At 69.0% G+C, this 18,906-nt stretch carries 14 protein-coding genes; 13 read left to right on the top strand and 1 reads right to left on the bottom strand.

Annotated elements, in window-relative coordinates:
* Positions 1–43: 43 nt before the first annotated feature.
* A complete protein-coding gene (locus ACFWHU_RS08715) occupies positions 44–727 on the top strand; it encodes an ATP-dependent Clp protease proteolytic subunit (RefSeq protein WP_329033063.1) in 684 nt (227 codons plus the stop codon).
* Between the two features lie 153 nt (positions 728–880).
* Positions 881–2,173, top strand: a complete 1,293-nt coding sequence (clpX, locus tag ACFWHU_RS08710; protein ID WP_078077342.1) for an ATP-dependent Clp protease ATP-binding subunit ClpX — start codon at positions 881–883, stop codon at positions 2,171–2,173.
* A gap of 77 nt (positions 2,174–2,250) precedes the next feature.
* Here clpX and ACFWHU_RS08705 read toward each other — a convergent pair whose 3' ends face one another.
* Complete coding sequence (locus ACFWHU_RS08705) at positions 2,251–3,213, bottom strand: hypothetical protein (RefSeq protein WP_385795307.1); 963 nt, start codon at positions 3,211–3,213, stop codon at positions 2,251–2,253.
* A 137-nt stretch (positions 3,214–3,350) separates the two neighbouring features.
* Here ACFWHU_RS08705 and ACFWHU_RS08700 point away from each other — a divergent pair, with 137 nt between their 5' ends.
* The 11 genes from ACFWHU_RS08700 (at position 3,351) to ACFWHU_RS08650 (ending at position 18,858) form a co-directional block, all read left to right on the top strand.
* Complete coding sequence (locus tag ACFWHU_RS08700; RefSeq protein ID WP_387224422.1) at positions 3,351–5,972, top strand: valine--tRNA ligase; 2,622 nt, start codon at positions 3,351–3,353, stop codon at positions 5,970–5,972.
* 69 nt (positions 5,973–6,041) lie between these two features.
* Entirely contained in the window at positions 6,042–7,565 is a 1,524-nt protein-coding gene (locus ACFWHU_RS08695; protein ID WP_385795301.1) for a bifunctional folylpolyglutamate synthase/dihydrofolate synthase, read from the top strand.
* A 6-nt stretch (positions 7,566–7,571) separates the two neighbouring features.
* Positions 7,572–7,931, top strand: coding sequence for a DUF4233 domain-containing protein (locus tag ACFWHU_RS08690; protein ID WP_387224421.1), 360 nt, complete (start codon positions 7,572–7,574; stop codon positions 7,929–7,931).
* 107 nt (positions 7,932–8,038) lie between these two features.
* Positions 8,039–8,449 carry a nucleoside-diphosphate kinase gene (gene ndk / locus ACFWHU_RS08685; protein ID WP_385795296.1) on the top strand — a complete coding sequence of 137 codons (411 nt, stop codon included), beginning with the start codon at positions 8,039–8,041 and terminating at the stop codon, positions 8,447–8,449.
* A 285-nt stretch (positions 8,450–8,734) separates the two neighbouring features.
* Positions 8,735–9,754: a rod shape-determining protein gene (locus ACFWHU_RS08680; RefSeq protein WP_031231655.1), complete on the top strand. Its 1,020-nt coding sequence runs from the start codon at positions 8,735–8,737 to the stop codon at positions 9,752–9,754.
* Between the two features lie 259 nt (positions 9,755–10,013).
* Positions 10,014–10,973 (top strand): rod shape-determining protein MreC, encoded by a 960-nt coding sequence (gene mreC / locus ACFWHU_RS08675; protein WP_385795293.1) that lies wholly within the window; start codon positions 10,014–10,016, stop codon positions 10,971–10,973.
* A gap of 11 nt (positions 10,974–10,984) precedes the next feature.
* Positions 10,985–11,650, top strand: a complete 666-nt coding sequence (gene mreD / locus ACFWHU_RS08670; RefSeq protein WP_387224420.1) for a rod shape-determining protein MreD — start codon at positions 10,985–10,987, stop codon at positions 11,648–11,650.
* On the top strand, positions 11,647–13,971 hold the full coding sequence (gene mrdA / locus ACFWHU_RS08665; RefSeq protein WP_387224419.1) for a penicillin-binding protein 2: 2,325 nt from the start codon (positions 11,647–11,649) through the stop codon (positions 13,969–13,971). Before mreD ends, mrdA begins: the two co-directional genes overlap by 4 nt.
* Positions 13,972–13,974: 3 nt before the next feature.
* Positions 13,975–15,174, top strand: a complete 1,200-nt coding sequence (gene rodA / locus ACFWHU_RS08660; RefSeq protein WP_385795285.1) for a rod shape-determining protein RodA — start codon at positions 13,975–13,977, stop codon at positions 15,172–15,174.
* 61 nt (positions 15,175–15,235) lie between these two features.
* Positions 15,236–16,825 (top strand): CHAD domain-containing protein, encoded by a 1,590-nt coding sequence (locus ACFWHU_RS08655; RefSeq protein WP_387224418.1) that lies wholly within the window; start codon positions 15,236–15,238, stop codon positions 16,823–16,825.
* A gap of 104 nt (positions 16,826–16,929) precedes the next feature.
* The gene (locus ACFWHU_RS08650) at positions 16,930–18,858 is read left to right on the top strand and encodes a TIGR03960 family B12-binding radical SAM protein (RefSeq protein WP_385795272.1); all 1,929 of its coding nucleotides are present in this window, start codon (positions 16,930–16,932) and stop codon (positions 18,856–18,858) included.
* Positions 18,859–18,906: the final 48 nt, after the last annotated feature.

The following is an 18,906-nucleotide window of genomic DNA, read 5'->3' as shown; positions in this document are numbered from 1 at the left end:
CACGCCCCGGACCGGCCACGTCAGCCCATCGAACGCCACCAGGATGGTGAACACCCATATGAACAACTACCCCGGCGCCTCTGCGAGCGGCCTCTACACCGGCCCTCAGGTGGACAACCGCTATGTCGTCCCGCGCTTCGTGGAGCGCACGTCGCAGGGCGTGCGCGAGTACGACCCGTACGCGAAGCTGTTCGAGGAGCGCGTCATCTTCCTCGGTGTCCAGATCGACGACGCGTCGGCCAACGACGTCATGGCGCAGCTCCTGTGCCTGGAGTCCATGGACCCCGACCGTGACATCTCGATCTACATCAACAGCCCCGGCGGCTCGATGACGGCCCTCACGGCCATCTACGACACGATGCAGTTCGTGAAGCCGGACATCCAGACGGTCTGCATGGGACAGGCCGCCTCCGCGGCGGCGGTCCTGCTCGCGGCCGGCACGGCGGGCAAGCGCCTGGCCCTGCCGAACGCGCGCGTCCTGATCCACCAGCCGTCCAGCCAGACCGGCCGCGAGCAGCTCTCCGACCTGGAGATCGCGGCCAACGAGATCCTGCGCATGCGCGCGCAGCTCGAGGACATGCTGGCCAAGCACTCCACGACGCCGATCGAGAAGGTCCGCGACGACATCGAGCGTGACAAGATCCTGACCGCCGAGGACGCTCTGGCGTACGGTCTGGTCGACCAGATCGTCTCGACCCGTAAGACCACGGCGGCGGCAGCGGCCTGACCCGTCCGGTGCCCTTGGCGCGGCCCTCGTGGTCGCACACACACCTGAACCGCGCCAAGGGGGGCCCGAACGGGGGGCCAGGCAAGGTACCGTCGGGTATGAGGCACAGGAGCCGCTGAACCAGGCTGCTCCCAGGCGAAGGGGAAGCACCTCGTGGCACGCATCGGTGATGGCGGCGACTTGCTCAAGTGCTCGTTCTGCGGGAAGAGCCAGAAGCAGGTGAAGAAGCTCATCGCAGGTCCCGGGGTCTATATCTGCGACGAGTGCATCGACCTCTGCAATGAGATCATCGAGGAGGAGCTCGCCGAGACCTCCGAGGTGCGGTGGGAGGAACTGCCCAAGCCGCGGGAGATCTACGAGTTCCTCGAGGGGTACGTCGTCGGGCAGGCGCCCGCGAAGAAGGCCCTCTCGGTAGCGGTGTACAACCACTACAAGCGCGTGCAGGCCGGCGAGAACGGCGGAGCCGGCAGCCGTGACGACGCGATCGAGCTCGCGAAGTCCAACATCCTGCTGCTGGGCCCCACGGGCTCCGGCAAGACGCTCCTTGCCCAGACGCTGGCCCGGATGCTGAACGTACCGTTCGCGATCGCGGACGCGACGGCGCTGACGGAGGCCGGCTATGTCGGCGAGGACGTCGAGAACATTCTGCTGAAGCTGATCCAGGCGGCCGACTACGACGTCAAGAAGGCCGAGACCGGGATCATCTACATCGACGAGATCGACAAGGTCGCCCGCAAGAGCGAGAACCCGTCGATCACCCGCGATGTCTCCGGCGAGGGCGTCCAGCAGGCCCTGCTGAAGATCCTGGAGGGCACGACGGCCTCGGTCCCGCCGCAGGGCGGCCGTAAGCACCCGCACCAGGAGTTCATCCAGATCGACACGACGAACGTGCTGTTCATCGTGGGCGGCGCCTTCGCGGGCCTGGAGAAGATCATCGAGTCACGGGCCGGCGCCAAGGGCATCGGCTTCGGCGCGACGATCCGCTCCAAGCGCGAGATCGAGGAGAGCGACCAGTTCCAGGAGGTCATGCCGGAGGACCTGGTGAAGTTCGGGATGATCCCCGAGTTCATCGGCCGGCTGCCGGTCCTGACCTCGGTGCACAACCTGGACCGCGAGGCGCTCCTCAAGATCCTGGTCGAGCCGCGCAACGCGCTGGTGAAGCAGTACCAGCGCCTCTTCGAACTCGACGGCGTGGAGCTGGACTTCGACCTCCCGGCGCTCGAAGCCATCGCCGACCAGGCGATCCTGCGCGGCACGGGCGCGCGCGGTCTGCGCGCGATCCTCGAAGAGGTCCTCCAGTCGGTGATGTACGAGGTCCCGTCCCGCAAGGACGTGGCCCGTGTGGTCATCACGGCGGACGTCGTCCGCAACAACGTGAACCCGACGCTGGTCCCGCGCGAGCCGCGGATCGTGAAGAACGACGGCCGCCACGAGAAGTCGGCGTAGCGGCGCTCGCATACGAAGAGGGGCGCCCCGACCGGTTCGACCGGCCGGGGCGCCCCTTGTCGTTTCGGACGGGTCCGTCAGAGCTTGACGCGAACGTCCTTGCGCAGCTTGGCGGTCGTGGCCGCGGCCTCTTCGAGCGAGCCGCCCTTGCCGGCCATCGCCGACGCCATGTCCACCGGCATCGCGAAGCCCAGCGTGCTGTAGTCACCCCAGATGCAGACGGAGAACTTCATCTCCTTGGGGCCCGCGGACGCGTCCGCGTTCTTCAGCGACATCTCCTGGCACTTGAGAACCGCGCCGTCCAGGCCCTCCGGCTCGAACGCCTTCGGGCTCCCGACGAGCGCGGGCACGTCGCTGCCGCTGTCCTTCTCGGACTCCGACTTCAGGTAGCCGAACATGCCGTCGACGGCCTTCTCCGGGTCCTCGATCTCGCCCCAGACACCGGCGAACGGCAGGATCTTCGCGCCGAACGGGTTCTCCTCGACGGATCCCGACTCGTACTGGGCGCTCACGTCCTTGGGGTTCTTGACACCCCACTTCTGTGCGTCCTTCAGGTCGTCCTTGCTCATGCCGCCGCTGTCCGAGCCGTCGGAGCTCTCGCTCTTCTTGTACTCGCCGCCGATCACCGTCGCGGGCGTTGTCAGCTTGTGCGGACCGTCGTCGGCGACATCGCTGCTGCCTCCGCCCACCAGGAAGTACGCCCCACCACCGATCACCGCGAGTGCCACGACCACCGAGCCTATGATCAGGCCCGTCTTCTTCTTCGGCTGGCCACCCTGCGGCGGCGGGAACCCGGGGGCTCCGCCGTACGGAGGCTGCTGCGGCTGGCCGTACGGGCCCGGCTGCTGGGGCTGGCCGTAGCCCTGCTGGGGGACTCCCTGCGGCGCCTGCTGCGGGTAGCCGTACCCCGGCTGCTCACCCTGCGGCGGCTGCTGCGGGTACCCGTAGCCGGGCTGGCCCTGCGGCGGCTGCTGTCCGTACGGTCCGGGCTGGCCCTGCGGCTGCTGCCCACCGTACGGGCCCGGCTGGTTGTAACTCATGTGCTCTGTCCCCTCCAGATATTTATGCGTTCCCGACATCCTGACTGAAGGACCGGGGACATGGACCATCGGGGGGCGCACCGTTACCGAACTATCCCGTTTCAGTGCGGAGCTGTGACGGCTCTAAACTGTCCAGCGTGACCGAGAACTCTCAAGCGCAGCCCGCAGCCAACCCTGAACTGCCGACCCAGTACGCGCCGGCCGAGGTGGAGGGGAAGCTGTACGAGCGCTGGGTAGAACGCGGCTACTTCGAGGCTGACGAGAAGAGTGGCAAGCCCCCGTACACGATCGTCATCCCGCCGCCGAACGTCACCGGCAGCCTGCACCTCGGGCACGCCTTCGAGCACACGATCATCGACGCCCTGACGCGCCGTAAGCGCATGCAGGGCTACGAGACGCTGTGGCAGCCCGGCATGGACCACGCCGGTATCGCCACGCAGAACGTCGTCGAGCGCGAGCTGGCCAAGGAGGGCAAGTCCCGGCACGACCTGGGGCGTGAGGCGTTCGTCGAGCGCGTCTGGCAGTGGAAGGAAGAGTCCGGCGGCCAGATCTCCGGGCAGATGCGGCGCCTCGGCGACGGCGTCGCCTGGTCCCGTGAGCGGTTCACGATGGACGACGGGCTGTCCGACGCCGTCCAGACCATCTTCAAGCGGCTCTTCGACGACGGGCTGATCTACCGCGCCGAGCGCATCATCAACTGGTGCCCGCGCTGTCTCACCGCCATCTCCGACATCGAGGTCGAGTACCAGGACGACGACGGCGAGTTGGTCTCCATCAAGTACGGGGACGGGGACGAGACGCTCGTCGTCGCCACCACCCGCGCCGAGACGATGCTGGGTGACACCGCCGTCGCCGTCCACCCGGACGACGAGCGTTACGCGCACCTGGTCGGCAGGCGGATCAAACTGCCGCTGACCGACCGCACGATCCCGGTCGTCGCGGACACGCACGTCGACCCCGAGTTCGGCACGGGCGCCGTCAAGGTCACGCCCGCGCACGACCCGAACGACTTCGAGATCGGCCGTCGCCACGACCTGCCGAACGTCACGGTCATGGACGAGCGGGCCGTGATCACGACCCCCGGCCCCTTCCAGGGACTCGACCGCTACGAGGCCCGCTCCGCCATCGTCGCCGCGCTCCGCGCGGACGGCCGGATCGTCGCCGAGAAGCGGCCGTACGTCCACTCCGTGGGCCACTGCTCGCGCTGCAAGACGACCGTCGAGCCCCGCCTCTCGCTCCAGTGGTGGGTCAAGGTCGAAACGCTCGCCAAGGAGGCCGGCGACGCCGTCCGCGACGGCCGCGTCACGATCCACCCCAAGGAGATGGAGTCCCGCTACTTCGCGTGGATCGACAACCTCAACGACTGGAACATCTCACGGCAGTTGTGGTGGGGCCACCGGATCCCGGTCTGGCACGGCCCGAACGGTGAGACCGTCTGTGTCGGCCCGAACGACGAGCCGCCGACCGGTGAGGGCTGGCACCAGGACACGGACGTCCTGGACACCTGGTTCTCGTCCGGGCTGTGGCCGTTCTCCACGCTCGGCTGGCCCGAACAGACCCCGAGCCTGGAGAAGTTCTATCCGAACTCGGTCCTGGTCACGGGATACGACATCCTCTTCTTCTGGGTCGCCCGGATGATGATGTTCGGTCTGTACGCGATGGACGGCACACCGCCGTTCCACACGATCGCGCTGCACGGCATGGTCCGCGACCAGTTCGGCAAGAAGATGTCGAAGTCCTTCGGCAACGCGGTCGATCCGCTGGACTGGATGGACAAGTACGGCGCCGACGCGGTCCGCTTCACGCTCGCGCGGGGTGCCAACCCCGGTGTCGACGTGCCCATCGGCGAGGACTGGGTCCAGGGCTCACGCAACTTCGCCAACAAGATCTGGAACGCGACGCGTTTCGCGATGATGAACGGCGCGACGGTCGAGGGCCCGCTGCCCGACGCCTCGGAGATGTCCGCCACGGACCGCTGGATCCTCTCGCGGCTGAACGAGACCGTCGCCCAGGTCGACGCCCTCTACGAGGACTACCAGTTCGCGAAGCTCAGCGACGCCCTCTTCCACTTCGCGTGGGACGAGGTCTTCGACTGGTACGTCGAGCTGTCCAAGACGACGTTCTTCGCGGGCGGCGAGCAGGCGAAGGTCTCCGGGCGCGTCCTCGGCGAGGTCCTGGACGTCACCCTGCGTCTGCTGCACCCGATCGTGCCCTTCGTCACCGAGACGCTGTGGACGACGCTGACCGGCAAGGAGTCGGTGGTCGTCGCCGACTGGCCGGCCGACTCCGGCTTCCGCGACCAGGCCGCCGAGCGTGAGATCGAGCACCTCCAGCAGGTCGTCACCGAGGTCCGCCGGTTCCGCGCCGACCAGGGCCTCCAGTCGGGACAGAAGGTCCCGGGGCGGCTCGACCTGTCCGCCACGCCGCTCGCCGCGCACGAGGCGGCCATCCGGCAGGTGCTGCGTCTCCAGGCGGCGGGCGACGACTTCCACGCCACCGCGACCCTGCCGGTCGCGGGTGCGACGGTCGCGCTCGACCTGTCCGGCACGATCGACGTCGCGGCGGAGCGCAAGCGGCTGACGAAGGACCGGGACGCCGCCGAGAAGGAGAAGCAGCAGGCCGTGGCCAAGCTCGGCAACGAGGCGTTCCTGGCGAAGGCACCGGACAACGTGGTCGACAAGATCCGCGGCCGGCTGTCCAAGGCGGACGCGGACATCGAGCGGATCACGGCGCAGCTCGCGGCTCTCCCGGAGAGCTGAGACCGGGGCCCGTACCGGTCGACGGGGCGGGGCGGCGAACGTGTCGTACCCGCTCCGTAGACTGGTCGTGTGAGCGAGCAGCAGCCCGACCAGCCAGACCAGCCCGGCGAGTACGACGACGATTTCGACGACATCGTCCACGCCGAGACAACCCGCGACCCCGACCTCGCCGTCATCGAGGCCGGGAGCCGTACGCTGCGCACCCAGGCGGGCCCCCCGCAGGGTGACGGCGTCCCGGCCCGGCCCACCGACCCGGAGGTCGACAGGGCGCTGCGCGCCGTCGAGCAGGAGCTGGCCGGCCGCTGGGGCGAGACGAAGCTCGAGCCGTCGGTCAGGCGCATCGAGGCACTGATGGACGTGCTCGGTGACCCCCAGCGGGCGTATCCCTCGATCCACCTCACCGGCACCAACGGCAAGACGTCCACGGCCCGCATGATCGAGGCGCTGCTCGGCGCGTTCGATCTGCGCACCGGCCGCTACACCAGCCCGCACGTCTCCTCGGTCACCGAGCGGATCAGTCTCGACGGCGAACCGATCTCCCCGGAGCGGTTCATCGAGACGTACGAGGACATCAAGCCGTACGTCGACATGGTGGACGGCGCGCAGGAGTACCGGCTCTCGTTCTTCGAGGTGCTCACCGGCATGGCGTACGCGGCCTTCGCGGACGCGCCGGTGGACGCCGCGGTGGTCGAGGTGGGCATGGGCGGCACCTGGGACGCGACGAACGTGATCGACGCCACCGTCGCCGTCGTCACCCCCATCGACCTGGACCACACCGACCGGCTCGGCTCCACGCCGGGCGAGATCGCCGTGGAGAAGGCCGGGATCATCAAGCAGGGCGCGACGGTCGTCCTGGCGCAGCAGCCGGTGGACGCGGCGCAGGTGATGCTGAAGAAGGCCGTCGACGTGGACGCGACGGTGGCGCGCGAGGGCATGGAGTTCGGCATCGTCTCCCGCGAGGTGGCGGTCGGCGGGCAGATGCTGACGCTGCGCGGCCTCGGTGGTGAGTACGAGCAGATCTTCCTCCCGCTGCACGGCGCCCATCAGGCGCACAACGCGGTGGTGGCGCTGGCGGCGGTCGAGGCGTTCTTCGGGGTCGGCGCCGAACACGCCCGCCCCATGGACCTGGAAACGGTGCGCGCGGCGTTCGCCTCCGTGGTCTCGCCGGGCCGTCTGGAGGTCGTACGGCGCTCGCCGACGGTCGTCCTGGACGCGGCGCACAATCCGGCGGGGGCGCGGGCCGCCGCCGCGGCGGTCGGTGAGGCGTTCGGCTTCAGCAGACTGATCGGGGTGGTCGGCGCGAGCGCGGGCAAGGACGTCCGCGGGCTGCTCGAAGCCCTGGAGCCGGTCTTCGCGGAGATCGTCGTCACGGAGAACTCGAGCGACCGGGCGATGAGCGCGGACGAACTGGCGGCCGTGGCCGTCGAGCTGTTCGGCGACGACCGCGTACAGGTCGAGCCCCGGCTCGACGACGCGCTGGAGGCGGCGATCACGCTCGCCGAGGAGGACGACGAGTACGCGGGCGCCGGGGTGCTGGTGACCGGTTCGGTGATCACGGTCGGCGAGGCCCGGCTGCTTCTGGGAAAGGGCTGATTCCGCATGCGTACGCTCTGCGCGTCGACGCTGATCGGTGAGTTCTTCGTGATCGGCTTCGCCGGGCTCGTCGCCATGAAGTCGGACGACCTCTCGATGACGACCGTGTGGACGGTCTGCGGTGTCGCGATGCTGCTGTCCCTGCTGCTGTGCGGCATGATCACCAGGCCGGGCGGGGTCCAGCTCGGCTGGGCGTTCCAGATCGCGCTGATCGCGGGCGGTTTCGTGGTGCCGGCGATGTTCTTCCTGGGAGTGCTCTTCGGCGCGCTGTGGTGGGCCTCGGTCCACTTCGGGCGCAAGATCGACGCGGCGAAGGCGCGATGGGCCGAGCAGGCCGGTGCGCAGGCGTCGGCGGACACGCCCTAAGCCCCCGCCCCTACCTGTACCGGGTACGGCACGGCCCGCGCGCACCTGTAGCCTCACACCACTTCACCCGTTTGCCCGCAGCGAATGCCCGCAAGGAGCCGCACACCATGACCCAGCGCACTCTCGTCCTCCTCAAGCCGGACGCCGTCCGCCGCGCTTTGGTGGGAGAGATCATCGGCCGTATCGAGCGCAAGGCCGGCTGGAGCATCACCGCGCTGGAGCTGCGTACGCTCGACGACAGCACGCTGGAGCAGCACTACGGCGAGCACAAGGGCCGCCCCTTCTACGAGCCGCTGATCGAGTTCATGGCGTCGGGCCCGGTCGTCGCGCTGGTCGTCGAGGGCGAGCGCGTCATCGAGGGCGTACGCGCCCTGGCGGGCCCCACTGACCCGATCGCCGCGGCGCCGGGGTCCATTCGGGGGGACTTCGGGACGATTGTCCGGGAGAACCTGATCCACGCGTCGGACTCCGAGGAGTCCGCCATTCGGGAACTGAAACTTTTCTTTCCCGAGCACTGAAAGACACCCCTTAAGCTGGTCTTTCCTGACCACACGTCAGCCATACAGCGCTGAGCGCGCCTGCGGCGACCGACGGAATTCGGCCACCCCCGGCATATGCGGAGCCAGATCGGGAACGCATGGCTTCGACACATCGTCACCTTTATAAGAGGTGGATCTACCGCGCCGCGTCAGTACGGGCGGCACTACGATGGAAGCCTCCTCGCCACAGCATCCACCTCGCCATCCTGAAAAGCCGTCAATGCTCGATTTGGGAAGGCCAGACGCATCCTCATGGGGAACAAGATGTCGTTCATCGGCCGTGACATGGCTGTCGACCTCGGGACCGCCAACACGCTGGTGTACGTCAGGGGTCGAGGGATCGTGCTCAACGAGCCGTCCGTCGTCGCCATCAACACCAACACGGGCGGCATTCTCGCGGTCGGCGCCGAAGCGAAGAAGATGATCGGCCGGACACCGGGCAACATCGTTGCCGTCCGGCCACTGAAGGACGGCGTGATCGCCGACTTCGAGATCACCGAACGCATGTTGCGCTACTTCATTCTCAAGATCCACAAGCGTCGCTATCTGGCCCGTCCGCGGGTCGTCGTCTGTGTGCCCTCGGGCATCACGGGAGTCGAGCGACGCGCCGTCATCGAGGCGTCCACCCAGGCGGGCGCCCGTCAGGTGCACATCATCGAAGAGCCCATGGCCGCCGCCATCGGCTCGGGACTCCCCGTCCACGAGGCGACCGGCAACATGGTCGTGGACATCGGCGGCGGCACCACCGAGGTCGCGGTGATCTCGCTCGGCGGGATCGTCACCGCCCAGTCGATCCGGGTCGCCGGTGACGAGCTGGACAACGCGATCATCCAGCACATCAAGAAGGAGTACTCGCTCCTCCTCGGCGAGCGGACCGCCGAACAGATCAAGATCACCATCGGTTCGGCCTACGACCTCGACAAGGACGAACACACCGAGATCCGCGGCCGCGACCTGGTGTCGGGGCTGCCGAAGACCGTCGTCATCTCGGCCGCCGAGGTCCGCAAGGCCATCGAGGAGCCGGTCAACGCCATCGTCGACGCCGTGAAGACCACGCTCGACAAGTGTCCGCCGGAGCTCTCCGGCGACGTGATGGACCGCGGCATCGTCCTCACCGGCGGCGGCGCCCTGCTGCGCGGCCTCGACGAGCGGCTGCGCCGTGAGACCGGCATGCCCATCCACATCGCCGAGGACCCGCTCGATTCGGTGGCTCTCGGCTCCGGCAAGTGCGTCGAGGAGTTCGAGGCACTCCAGCAGGTGCTGGACGCCTCACCGCGCAGGTGACCGACCGCCGCCCGGCCTGATCCGCGGATCATGAGGCAGATCATGCAGCAGATCACGAAAAGGGTGAATATCCCCCGGGCCCCAACAGGCCCGGGGGACACCCCATATGGAACGCTGACGTCCCCGCCGGTGGATCGTTGATATACAGACAAGACCAATCCGATGCGCCAATTGCGACGAATCCCTTCCGGGGGATTCCCGCGATTCGCGTGAAATTTTCCGACGAGGCATTCCAACGAGGAAGGCACGGCCGCCGCACGTGAGGGACACACGAGAGAGCCGGCTGCTCCTGGTGCTGCTGATCGCCATCGCGTTCGCACTGATCACGGTGGATATCCGCGGGGGAGAGGCGTCACCCGTCGACGGTGCCCGACAGGCCGCGGCCACGGTCTTCGGACCCGTGCAGAACGGTGTCGCGAAAGCCGTCGACCCGGTCGGCAACGCCATCGGGGCCGTACGGGACTCCGGTGGGCGGCACGACCGCGTGACCCTCCTGGAGCGGGAGAACGCGGCGCTCAAGCAGCGGCTCGGCAGCGACGACCGCAACCGGAGCCGGGTCAAGGAGCTGGACAAGCTCCTCAAGACCGCGGGCGCGGGCCAGTACGGCATAAAGGCCGCCGAGGTCATCGCCATCGGAGCGGCCCAGGGCTTCTCCTGGACCGTGACCATCGACGCGGGCGCCAACGACGGCCTCAAGCGCGACATGACCGTACTGAACGGGGACGGGCTCGTCGGCCGCGTCACCACCGTGGGACCGAACACCGCGACCGTACTGCTCGCCAACGACCCGGACTTCACGGTCGGCACCCGGATGGAGAAGTCCGACGAACTGGGCTTCGCCACCGGCCAGGGCGACCAGCCGCTCAACGTCCAACTCCTCAACGGCAAGGCCAAGGTGAAGAACGGCGACCGGCTGGTCACGTTCGGCTCCAGCAAGGACCGGCCGTTCGTACCCGGAGTGCCGGTCGGCCAGGTCGTACGCGTCGACCCCGCCGGCGGTGACCTCACGCGCGACATCTTCGTCCGCCCGTACGTCGGCTTCAGCAAGCTCGACATCGTCGGCGTCGTCGTCCAGGCACCCCGCGAGGACCCGCGCGACATGGTCCTGCCGAAGAAGCCCGCCAAGCCCAAGCCCACACCGACCGTCACCGTCACGGTGACCCCGTCGCCAGGCGGCCAGGCCGCCCCGGGCGACGGCCAGGTCAACGAGCAGGAGTAGAGCTGATCCCCATGCGCTTCAACCGGACGCTGCTCTCCATCACCCTGGTCGTGGTCGCGCTGGTCGTCCAGGTGTCCGTACTCGCCCGCCTCCAACTCCCCGGAGCCGTACCCGATCTGCTGCTCCTCGTCGTCGTCGCGCTCGCCCTCGTCTACGGGCACACCAGCGGCGCGGTCATCGGCTTCGGCGCCGGGCTCCTCGCCGACCTCGCCCCGCCCGCCGACCACGCCGCCGGCCGGTACGCGCTGGTGCTCTGTCTGATCGGTTATCTCGCCGGACTCGCCAAGCCCGACAATGGCCAACTGCGCACGGCGCTGGGCCCGATGGTCGTGGTGGTCGGCGCGGCCGTCACCACCACCCTGCTGTACGCGGGAGTCGGCGCTCTCGTCGGCGACACCGCCGCACGCCACGTAGGCCTGGCCAACCTGGTCGTCACGGCGGCCATCTACGACCTGCTGCTCGCCCCGTTCACCGTGCCGCTGATCATGGCCCTGGCCAGACGCGCCGAGAACGATCCGCTCGCCGAGAAGTCGAGCGGTGGCAGCGACGTCGCCTCCGGCTGGCTGTCGGCGGGGACCGGACTGAAGATCGGGAACCAGCGCGGTGGACTGCGGATGAAGACGGCCCGCTCCCGCGCGGCACGGGCCGGACGGATCAAGGGGGTCAAACGACTGTGAGCAACATTCCGGAGACCGGACGGACGCCGCGGGTCCAGATCCGGCTCGTCGTCATCCAGGTCCTGGTCTTCTCGCTCCTGCTCACGCTCGGCGGACGGCTCTGGTACCTCCAGGTCCGCAACGGCGCGGAGTACACGGACGAGGCCAAGAACAACCATGTGCAGCAGGTCGTCCAGCCCGCGGTCCGGGGCTCGATCCTCGACTCGCAGGGTGTGCCGCTCGCCGACAACGAGACCCGTCTCGTCGTCTCCGCCAGCCGCACCGAGCTGATGAAGATGAAGGACGGCGGGGAAGCCGTCCTCACGCGCCTCTCCGACGTCCTCGGCATGAAGCCCAAGGACGTCCACGACAAGGTCAGGCTCTGCGACAACGAGACGCCGCAGCCCTGCTGGAACGGTTCGCCCTACCAGCCGATCCCCGTCACCGACGAGGCCACCACCCAGCAGGCGCTTCAGATCCGCGAGCGCGCCGAGGACTTCCCCGGCATCACCGCCGAACCGACCGCCGTGCGCCGCTACGCCGCGCCCGCCAAGGCCAACACCGCCCAGGTGCTCGGTTATCTCTCGCCGGTCACCGACGAGGAGATCACCAAGGCGCAGGACACCGACTCGCCGTTCCTCCGCTCCGACCAGGTCGGCCGCTCCGGCCTGGAGCGCACGTACGACAAATACCTGCGCGGTGACGCGGGCGTCACCCGCTACGAGGTCGACAACCTCGGCCGGGTCATCGGCCAGGCCAAGAGCGACCAGGCGGAGCCGGGCTCCAACATCATCACCTCCATCGACGCGCGCGTGCAGGCTGTTGCCGAGTACGAGCTCAACGAGGCGATGAAGGCGGCGCGCAAGGAGATGGACCGCAACACCAACGAGAACTACAAGGCCGACGCCGGGGCCGTGGTCGTCCTGGAGTCCAAGACCGGCCGCGTCGTCTCGATGGCCTCCCAGCCGACGTACGACCCCAACGCCTGGGTCGGCGGGATCTCCGCGAAGGACTACTCCAAGCTCACCAGCAAGAAGTCCAACTTCCCGCTGCTGAACCGGGGGATCCAGTCGCAGGCCGCCCCCGGCTCGATCTTCAAGGTCATCTCGTCGACCGCGGCGGTCAAGGCCGGATACGACTTCAACGGCAGCTACCCGTGCCCCAGTTCGTACTCCATCGGCAACCAGGTCTTCAAGAACTTCGAGTCCCAGGGCTACGGCAGCATCGACCTCGGCCGCGCCCTGGAGGTCTCCTGCGACACCGTCTTCTACGGGCTCGCGCACAAGGAGTGGCAGAAGGACGGCGGCAACAAGCCCAGGAAGGGCGCCAACGACTGGTTCTACAAGACCGCCAAGCAGTTCGGTCTCGCCAAGGAGACCGGTATCGACCTCCCCAACGAGACCGCGGGCCGGATCCCGGACCGCAAGTGGAAGCAGGACTTCTGGGAGGCCAACAAGGTCGGCTGGTGCAAGCAGGGCAAGAAGGGCGGCACGTACGTCGAGCAACTCGCGTACGAGGGCTGCCTCGAAGGCAACCGGATGCGCGCCGGTGACGCGGTCAACTACTCGATCGGCCAGGGCGACACGCTCGTCACCCCGATCCAGATGGCCACGATCTACTCGGCGATCGCCAACGGCGGCACGATGTACACCCCGAGCGTCGGCAAGGCGATCGTCAGCCCCGACGGCAAGAGCGTCGAGGAGATCAAGCCCCAGTCGCACGGCAAGCTGCCGGTCGACAGAAAGCTGCGCGACCAGCTGAACAAGGCCCTCGCGGGAGTGGCGACGACGGGTTCGGCCGCCTGGCGGTTCGGCGGCTGGCCGCAGGACAAGATCCCGATGCACGCCAAGACGGGTACGGCCGAGGTCTACGGCAAGCAGACGACCTCCTGGTTCGCCTCGTACACCGAGGACTACACGATCGTCATGACGATCTCCCAGGGTGGTACGGGCTCCGGAGCCTCGGGCCCCGCCGTGCGCAAGATCTACGAGGCGATGTACGGCCTCGACACGAAGGGCGGGCAGAACCTCAAGAAGGCCCTGCTGCCCGAGCCGCGAAAGTCGCTGCCCAAGATCGAGCCCGACGGCTCGATCGACGCGCCGCCCGTCAAGCCGTATGTGCCGGACAAGACGCCGCTGGACGGCAACGAGCTCGCACCGGCCGGTGACAACACCGGACAGGTGCCGCAGGCACCCGGCGACGCGGGCCAGGCACCCGACGCGGGCCAGGCACCGGACAACGCCGGGCAGGCACCGGACAACGCCGGGCAGGCCCCGGACGATCCGGGCCAGGCACCGAACGACAACGGACCACTCGCGGGCCCACCCGCGCGGAGGGACTGACCCATGGCCGGCACAGGCGGCTTCTCCGTCTCCGGATACGGTCCCGAGCGCGGGCTCTGGGCGACGCTCGCCGCCCGTGACTCGATGGCGCGCAGGCTGGACTGGCCGCTGATGTTCTCCGCGGTCGCGCTCTCGGCGGTCGGGTCGGTGCTGGTCTGGTCGGCGACCCGGAACCGTACGGATCTCAACCAGGGCGATCCGTACCACTTCTTCTTCCGCCACATACTGAACACCGGTATCGGGCTGGCCCTGATGATCGGCACGATCTGGCTCGGTCACCGCACCCTGCGCGGCGCGGTGCCCGTCCTCTACGGCATCTCCGTCGTGCTCGTGCTGCTGGTCCTCACCCCGCTCGGCGCCACCATCAACGGCGCGCACGCCTGGATCGTGCTCGGCGGCGGCTTCACCCTCCAGCCCTCGGAGTTCGTGAAGATCACGATCATCCTGGGCATGGCGATGCTGCTCGCGGCCAGAGTCGACGCGGGTGATCAGGTCCATCCGGACCATCGGACGGTCGCCAAGTCCCTGGGCCTGGCGGTCGTCCCGATCGTGATCGTCATGATGATGCCGGACCTCGGCTCGGTCATGGTCATGGCGGTGATCGTGCTCGGCGTCCTGCTCTCCTCCGGGGCGTCCAACCGGTGGATCTTCGGGCTCGTCGGCGCCGGTGTCGTGGGCGCCGTCGCGGTCGCCGCGCTCGGGGTGCTCGACGAGTACCAGATCAACCGCTTCGCCGCCTTCGCCAACCCGGAACTCGACCCGGCGGGCGTCGGCTACAACACCAACCAGGCGCGGATCGCGATCGGTTCGGGCGGGCTCACCGGCACCGGACTCTTCAAGGGCTCCCAGACCACCGGTCAGTTCGTCCCCGAGCAGCAGACCGACTTCGTCTTCACCGTCGCGGGCGAGGAACTGGGCTTCCTCGGCGCCGGGCTGATCCTGCTGCTGCTCGGCGTGGTGCTGTGGCGCGCCTGCCGGATCGCCCGTGAGACGACGGAGCTGTACGGGACGATCGTGGCGGCCGGGATCATCGCCTGGTTCGCCTTCCAGTCCTTCGAGAACGTCGGGATGACGCTCGGGATCATGCCCGTGGCGGGGCTGCCACTGCCGTTCGTCTCCTACGGAGGCACGTCGATGTTCGCGGTCTGGATCGCGGTCGGACTGCTCCAGTCGATCAGGGTGCAGCGGCCGATGTCGGCGTGATCCGCCCGTTCGGCGTCGCGGGGGCTGCCACTCGGCGGCCCCTGCGACTACGTTTGTGAAGATGGCGGACACGAAGCGCGAGATCGAACGCAAGTACGAACTCCCGGTACGGCCGGAGGGCGGCGACAACTCGCGGCCCGGTGGCCCTTCCCCACTGCCCGACCTCACCAAGGTCCGCTCGGTCTCGGCCGTCACGGCGCGCGGCGTCACCGAACTGGACGCCGTCTACCACGACACACCGGACCTCCGGCTGACCGCCGACTCCCTCACGCTGCGCCGCCGGACCGGCGGCGCCGACGAGGGCTGGCATCTCAAGTTCCCCGTCGGCGACGGCGTCCGTGACGAGATCCAGGCCCCGCTCTCCGACACCCTCCCGGGCGAACTCGCGGCGCTGGTGCGCTCACGGGTCCGGGGCGCGGCGTTGACCCCCGTCGTACGGCTGCGGACCTCCCGCGACACCAGCCTGCTGGTCGACGAGGCGGGCCGGACACTCGCCGAGGTGGCCGTCGACACCGTCCGCGCCGAACGCCGGCCGGCCGGGAGCGGGACCGGGACCGGAACCGCCGAGTGGACCGAGATCGAGGTCGAGCTGGCCGACGGCGGCGACCCGGCGCTGCTCGACGCCGTGGAGAAGGTGCTCCGCAAGGCGGGAGTGCGTCCGGCGTCCGCCAAGTCCAAGCTCGCCAGGGCCCTCGCCGAGACGGCGCCCGCCACGAAGGGGGCCGGGCCCGGGAAGCGCGCCGGGGCCGCCTCGAAGGGCGCGCCGGTCACCGCCGGGGACCATGTGCTGGCCTATCTGCGCGAGCAGGCCGACGCGATCGTCTCCTACGACCCCGCCGTCCGCCGCGACCTGCCCGACTCGGTGCACCAACTGCGCGTCGCCACACGCCGGATGCGGTCCCTGTTCCGTACGTACAAGAAGGTGCTCGACCGCGACGCCACCCGGCCCATCGGCGCCGAGCTGAAGTGGCTCGCCGGGGAGCTGGGCGTCGACCGGGACCAGGAGGTCCTCGCCGAGCGGCTCACGGCCGGCATCGAAGCGCACGACACGACCCTGCTGCTCGGGCCCGTGCACGCCCGGCTCCGGATCTGGGACGCGGCGGGCCGTACCGACGCGCGGACCAGGACCCTCGCCGTCCTCGACAGCGCTCGCTATCTGCGCCTGCTGGACTCGGTGGCGGCGCTGCTCGCCGATCCTCCCCTGCTGGACGGCGCCGGCCGGAAACCGGCCAAGGTGCTGCCCCGGGCGATCGTCAAGGACTACGACCGCCTTGCGGGCCGCGTCGAGCACGCGCTGGGACTCGCGCCGGGCGAGGAGCGCGACCTGGCGCTGCACGACGCTCGCAAGGCCGCCAAGCGTGCCCGTTACGCCGCCGACGCGGCCGAGCCCGCCCTCGGGAAGTCCGCGAAGCGCTTCTCGAAGCGGATGAAGGCCGTGCAGACCGTGCTCGGCGACCACCAGGACAGCGTGGTGGCCCGCGACGCCCTGCGCGATCTCGCGGTCCAGGCCCACGCGGCCGGCGAGTCCGCCTTCACCTGGGGGCTGCTGTACGGCGAGGAGGAGTCGCGGGCGGCGGACCGCGAGCGCGAACTCCCGCGAATCTGGCGGAAGTCGGCGAAGCGGAAGCTGCGGACGGCGCTGGCCGGCTGAGCGCGGGCGTACGCCCGGCGAGAGGCACCGTTCGCGCGGTGAAGGGCGGGTGGCCGTCGGGGTAGCCTGGATGGTCACCCCGTCAGCCCACGAAAGTCGCCGTGATGTCTGCTGTTGAATCGGTCTTCCCACAGCTCGAAGCTCTGCTCCCGCATGTGCAGAAGCCGATCCAATACGTCGGCGGTGAACTCAACTCCACCGTCAAGGACTGGGACGAGTGCGACGTCCGCTGGGCGCTGATGTACCCGGACGCGTACGAGGTCGGGCTGCCCAACCAGGGCGTCATGATCCTCTACGAGGTGCTCAACGAGCGCGAGGGCGTCCTCGCGGAGCGCACGTACAGCGTCTGGCCCGACCTCGAGGCGCTGATGCGCGAGCACCGGGTCCCGCAGTTCACGGTGGACGCGCACCGCCCCGTCTCGGCCTTCGACGTCTTCGGGCTCTCCTTCTCCACCGAACTCGGCTACACCAACATGCTCACGGCCCTCGACCTGGCCGGGATCCCGCTCAACGCGGCGGACCGCACCGTCGACCACCCGATCGTGCTCGCGGGCGGTCACGCGGCGTTCAACCCCGAGCCGATCGCCGAGTTCATCGACTGCGCCGTCATCGGCGACGGCGAGCAGGCCGTCCTGAAGATCACCGAGATCGTCCGGGCCTGGAAGGCCGAGGGCAGGACCGGTGGCCGCGAGGAACTGCTGCTGCGGCTCGCGAAGACCGGCGGGGTGTACGTCCCCGGCTTCTACGACGTGGAGTACCTGCCGGACGGCCGTATCGCCCGCACCGTCCCCAACCGCTCCGGCGTCCCGTGGCGGATCTCCAAGCACACCGTCATGGACCTGGACGAGTGGCCGTACCCGAAGCAGCCGCTCGTACCGCTGGCCGAGACCGTGCACGAGCGGATGTCCGTCGAGATCTTCCGCGGCTGCACGCGTGGCTGCCGCTTCTGCCAGGCCGGCATGATCACGCGGCCCGTCCGGGAGCGCAGCATCACCGGCATCGGCGAGATGGTCGAGAAGGGGCTCAAGGCGACCGGCTTCGAGGAGGTCGGCCTGCTGTCGCTGTCCTCCGCCGACCACAGTGAGATCGCCGATGTCGCCAAGGGCCTCGCCGACCGGTACGAGGAGGAGAAGATCGGCCTCTCCCTCCCGTCCACCCGCGTCGACGCCTTCAACGTCGACCTCGCCAACGAGCTGACGCGCAACGGCCGGCGCTCCGGTCTCACCTTCGCCCCCGAGGGCGGCTCCGAGCGGCTGCGCAAGGTCATCAACAAGATGGTCTCCGAGGACGACCTGATCCGTACGGTCTCCACCGCGTACGGCAACGGCTGGCGCCAGGTGAAGCTCTACTTCATGTGCGGGCTGCCGACGGAGACCGACGACGACGTCCTCCAGATCGGCGACATGGCCGTCAAGGTCATCGCCGAGGGCCGCAAGGTCTCCGGCCAGAACGACATCCGCTGCACCGTCTCCATCGGCGGGTTCGTGCCCAAGCCGCACACCCCGTTCCAGTGGGCGCCGCAGCTGAGCGTCGAGGAGACCGACGCGCGCCTGCTGAAGCTCCGCGACAAGATCCGCGCGGACAAGAAGTACGGCCGCTCGATCGGCTTCCGCTACCACGACGGCAAGCCCGGCATCGTCGAGGGCCTGCTCTCGCGCGGCGACCGCCGGGTGGGCGCGGTCATCCGCGCGGTCTACGAGGACGGCGGCCGGTTCGACGGCTGGCGTGAGCACTTCAGCTACGACCGCTGGATGGCGAGCGCGGAGAAGACGCTGCCGGAGTTCGGCCTGGACGTCGACTGGTACACCACGCGTGAGCGCACGTACGAGGAGGTCCTGCCCTGGGACCATCTGGACTCCGGTCTCGACAAGGACTGGCTCTGGGAGGACTGGCAGGACGCCCTCGACGAGACCGAGGTCGAGGACTGCCGCTGGACACCGTGCTTCGACTGCGGCGTCTGCCCGCAGCTGGACCTCGACATCCAGATCGGCCCGACGGGCAAGAAGCTGCTGCCGCTGACGGTCGTGAAGTAGGGCTCCGAAGCGAGGCGCGGCGGGGGTGCCCGGTCTCGAATCGGGCAC

It is taken from the genome of Streptomyces sp. NPDC060366 (assembly GCF_042725135.1).
Classification (GTDB): Bacteria; Actinomycetota; Actinomycetes; order Streptomycetales; family Streptomycetaceae; genus Streptomyces.
This window is presented reverse-complemented; position numbering and strand designations above follow the sequence as displayed.

Excerpts from the sequence above, each read along its gene's own strand:
- ACFWHU_RS08715 (WP_329033063.1), top strand. The coding sequence starts at position 44 with ATGGTGAACACCCATATGAACAACTACCCCGGCGCCTCTGCGAGCGGC.
- ACFWHU_RS08705 (WP_385795307.1), bottom strand. The coding sequence starts at position 3,213 with ATGAGTTACAACCAGCCGGGCCCGTACGGTGGGCAGCAGCCGCAGGGC.
- ACFWHU_RS08690 (WP_387224421.1), top strand. The coding sequence starts at position 7,572 with ATGCGTACGCTCTGCGCGTCGACGCTGATCGGTGAGTTCTTCGTGATC.
- ndk (WP_385795296.1), top strand. The coding sequence starts at position 8,039 with ATGACCCAGCGCACTCTCGTCCTCCTCAAGCCGGACGCCGTCCGCCGC.
- ACFWHU_RS08680 (WP_031231655.1), top strand. The coding sequence starts at position 8,735 with ATGTCGTTCATCGGCCGTGACATGGCTGTCGACCTCGGGACCGCCAAC.
- mreD (WP_387224420.1), top strand. The coding sequence starts at position 10,985 with ATGCGCTTCAACCGGACGCTGCTCTCCATCACCCTGGTCGTGGTCGCG.
- rodA (WP_385795285.1), top strand. The coding sequence starts at position 13,975 with ATGGCCGGCACAGGCGGCTTCTCCGTCTCCGGATACGGTCCCGAGCGC.
- ACFWHU_RS08655 (WP_387224418.1), top strand. The coding sequence starts at position 15,236 with ATGGCGGACACGAAGCGCGAGATCGAACGCAAGTACGAACTCCCGGTA.
- ACFWHU_RS08650 (WP_385795272.1), top strand. The coding sequence starts at position 16,930 with ATGTCTGCTGTTGAATCGGTCTTCCCACAGCTCGAAGCTCTGCTCCCG.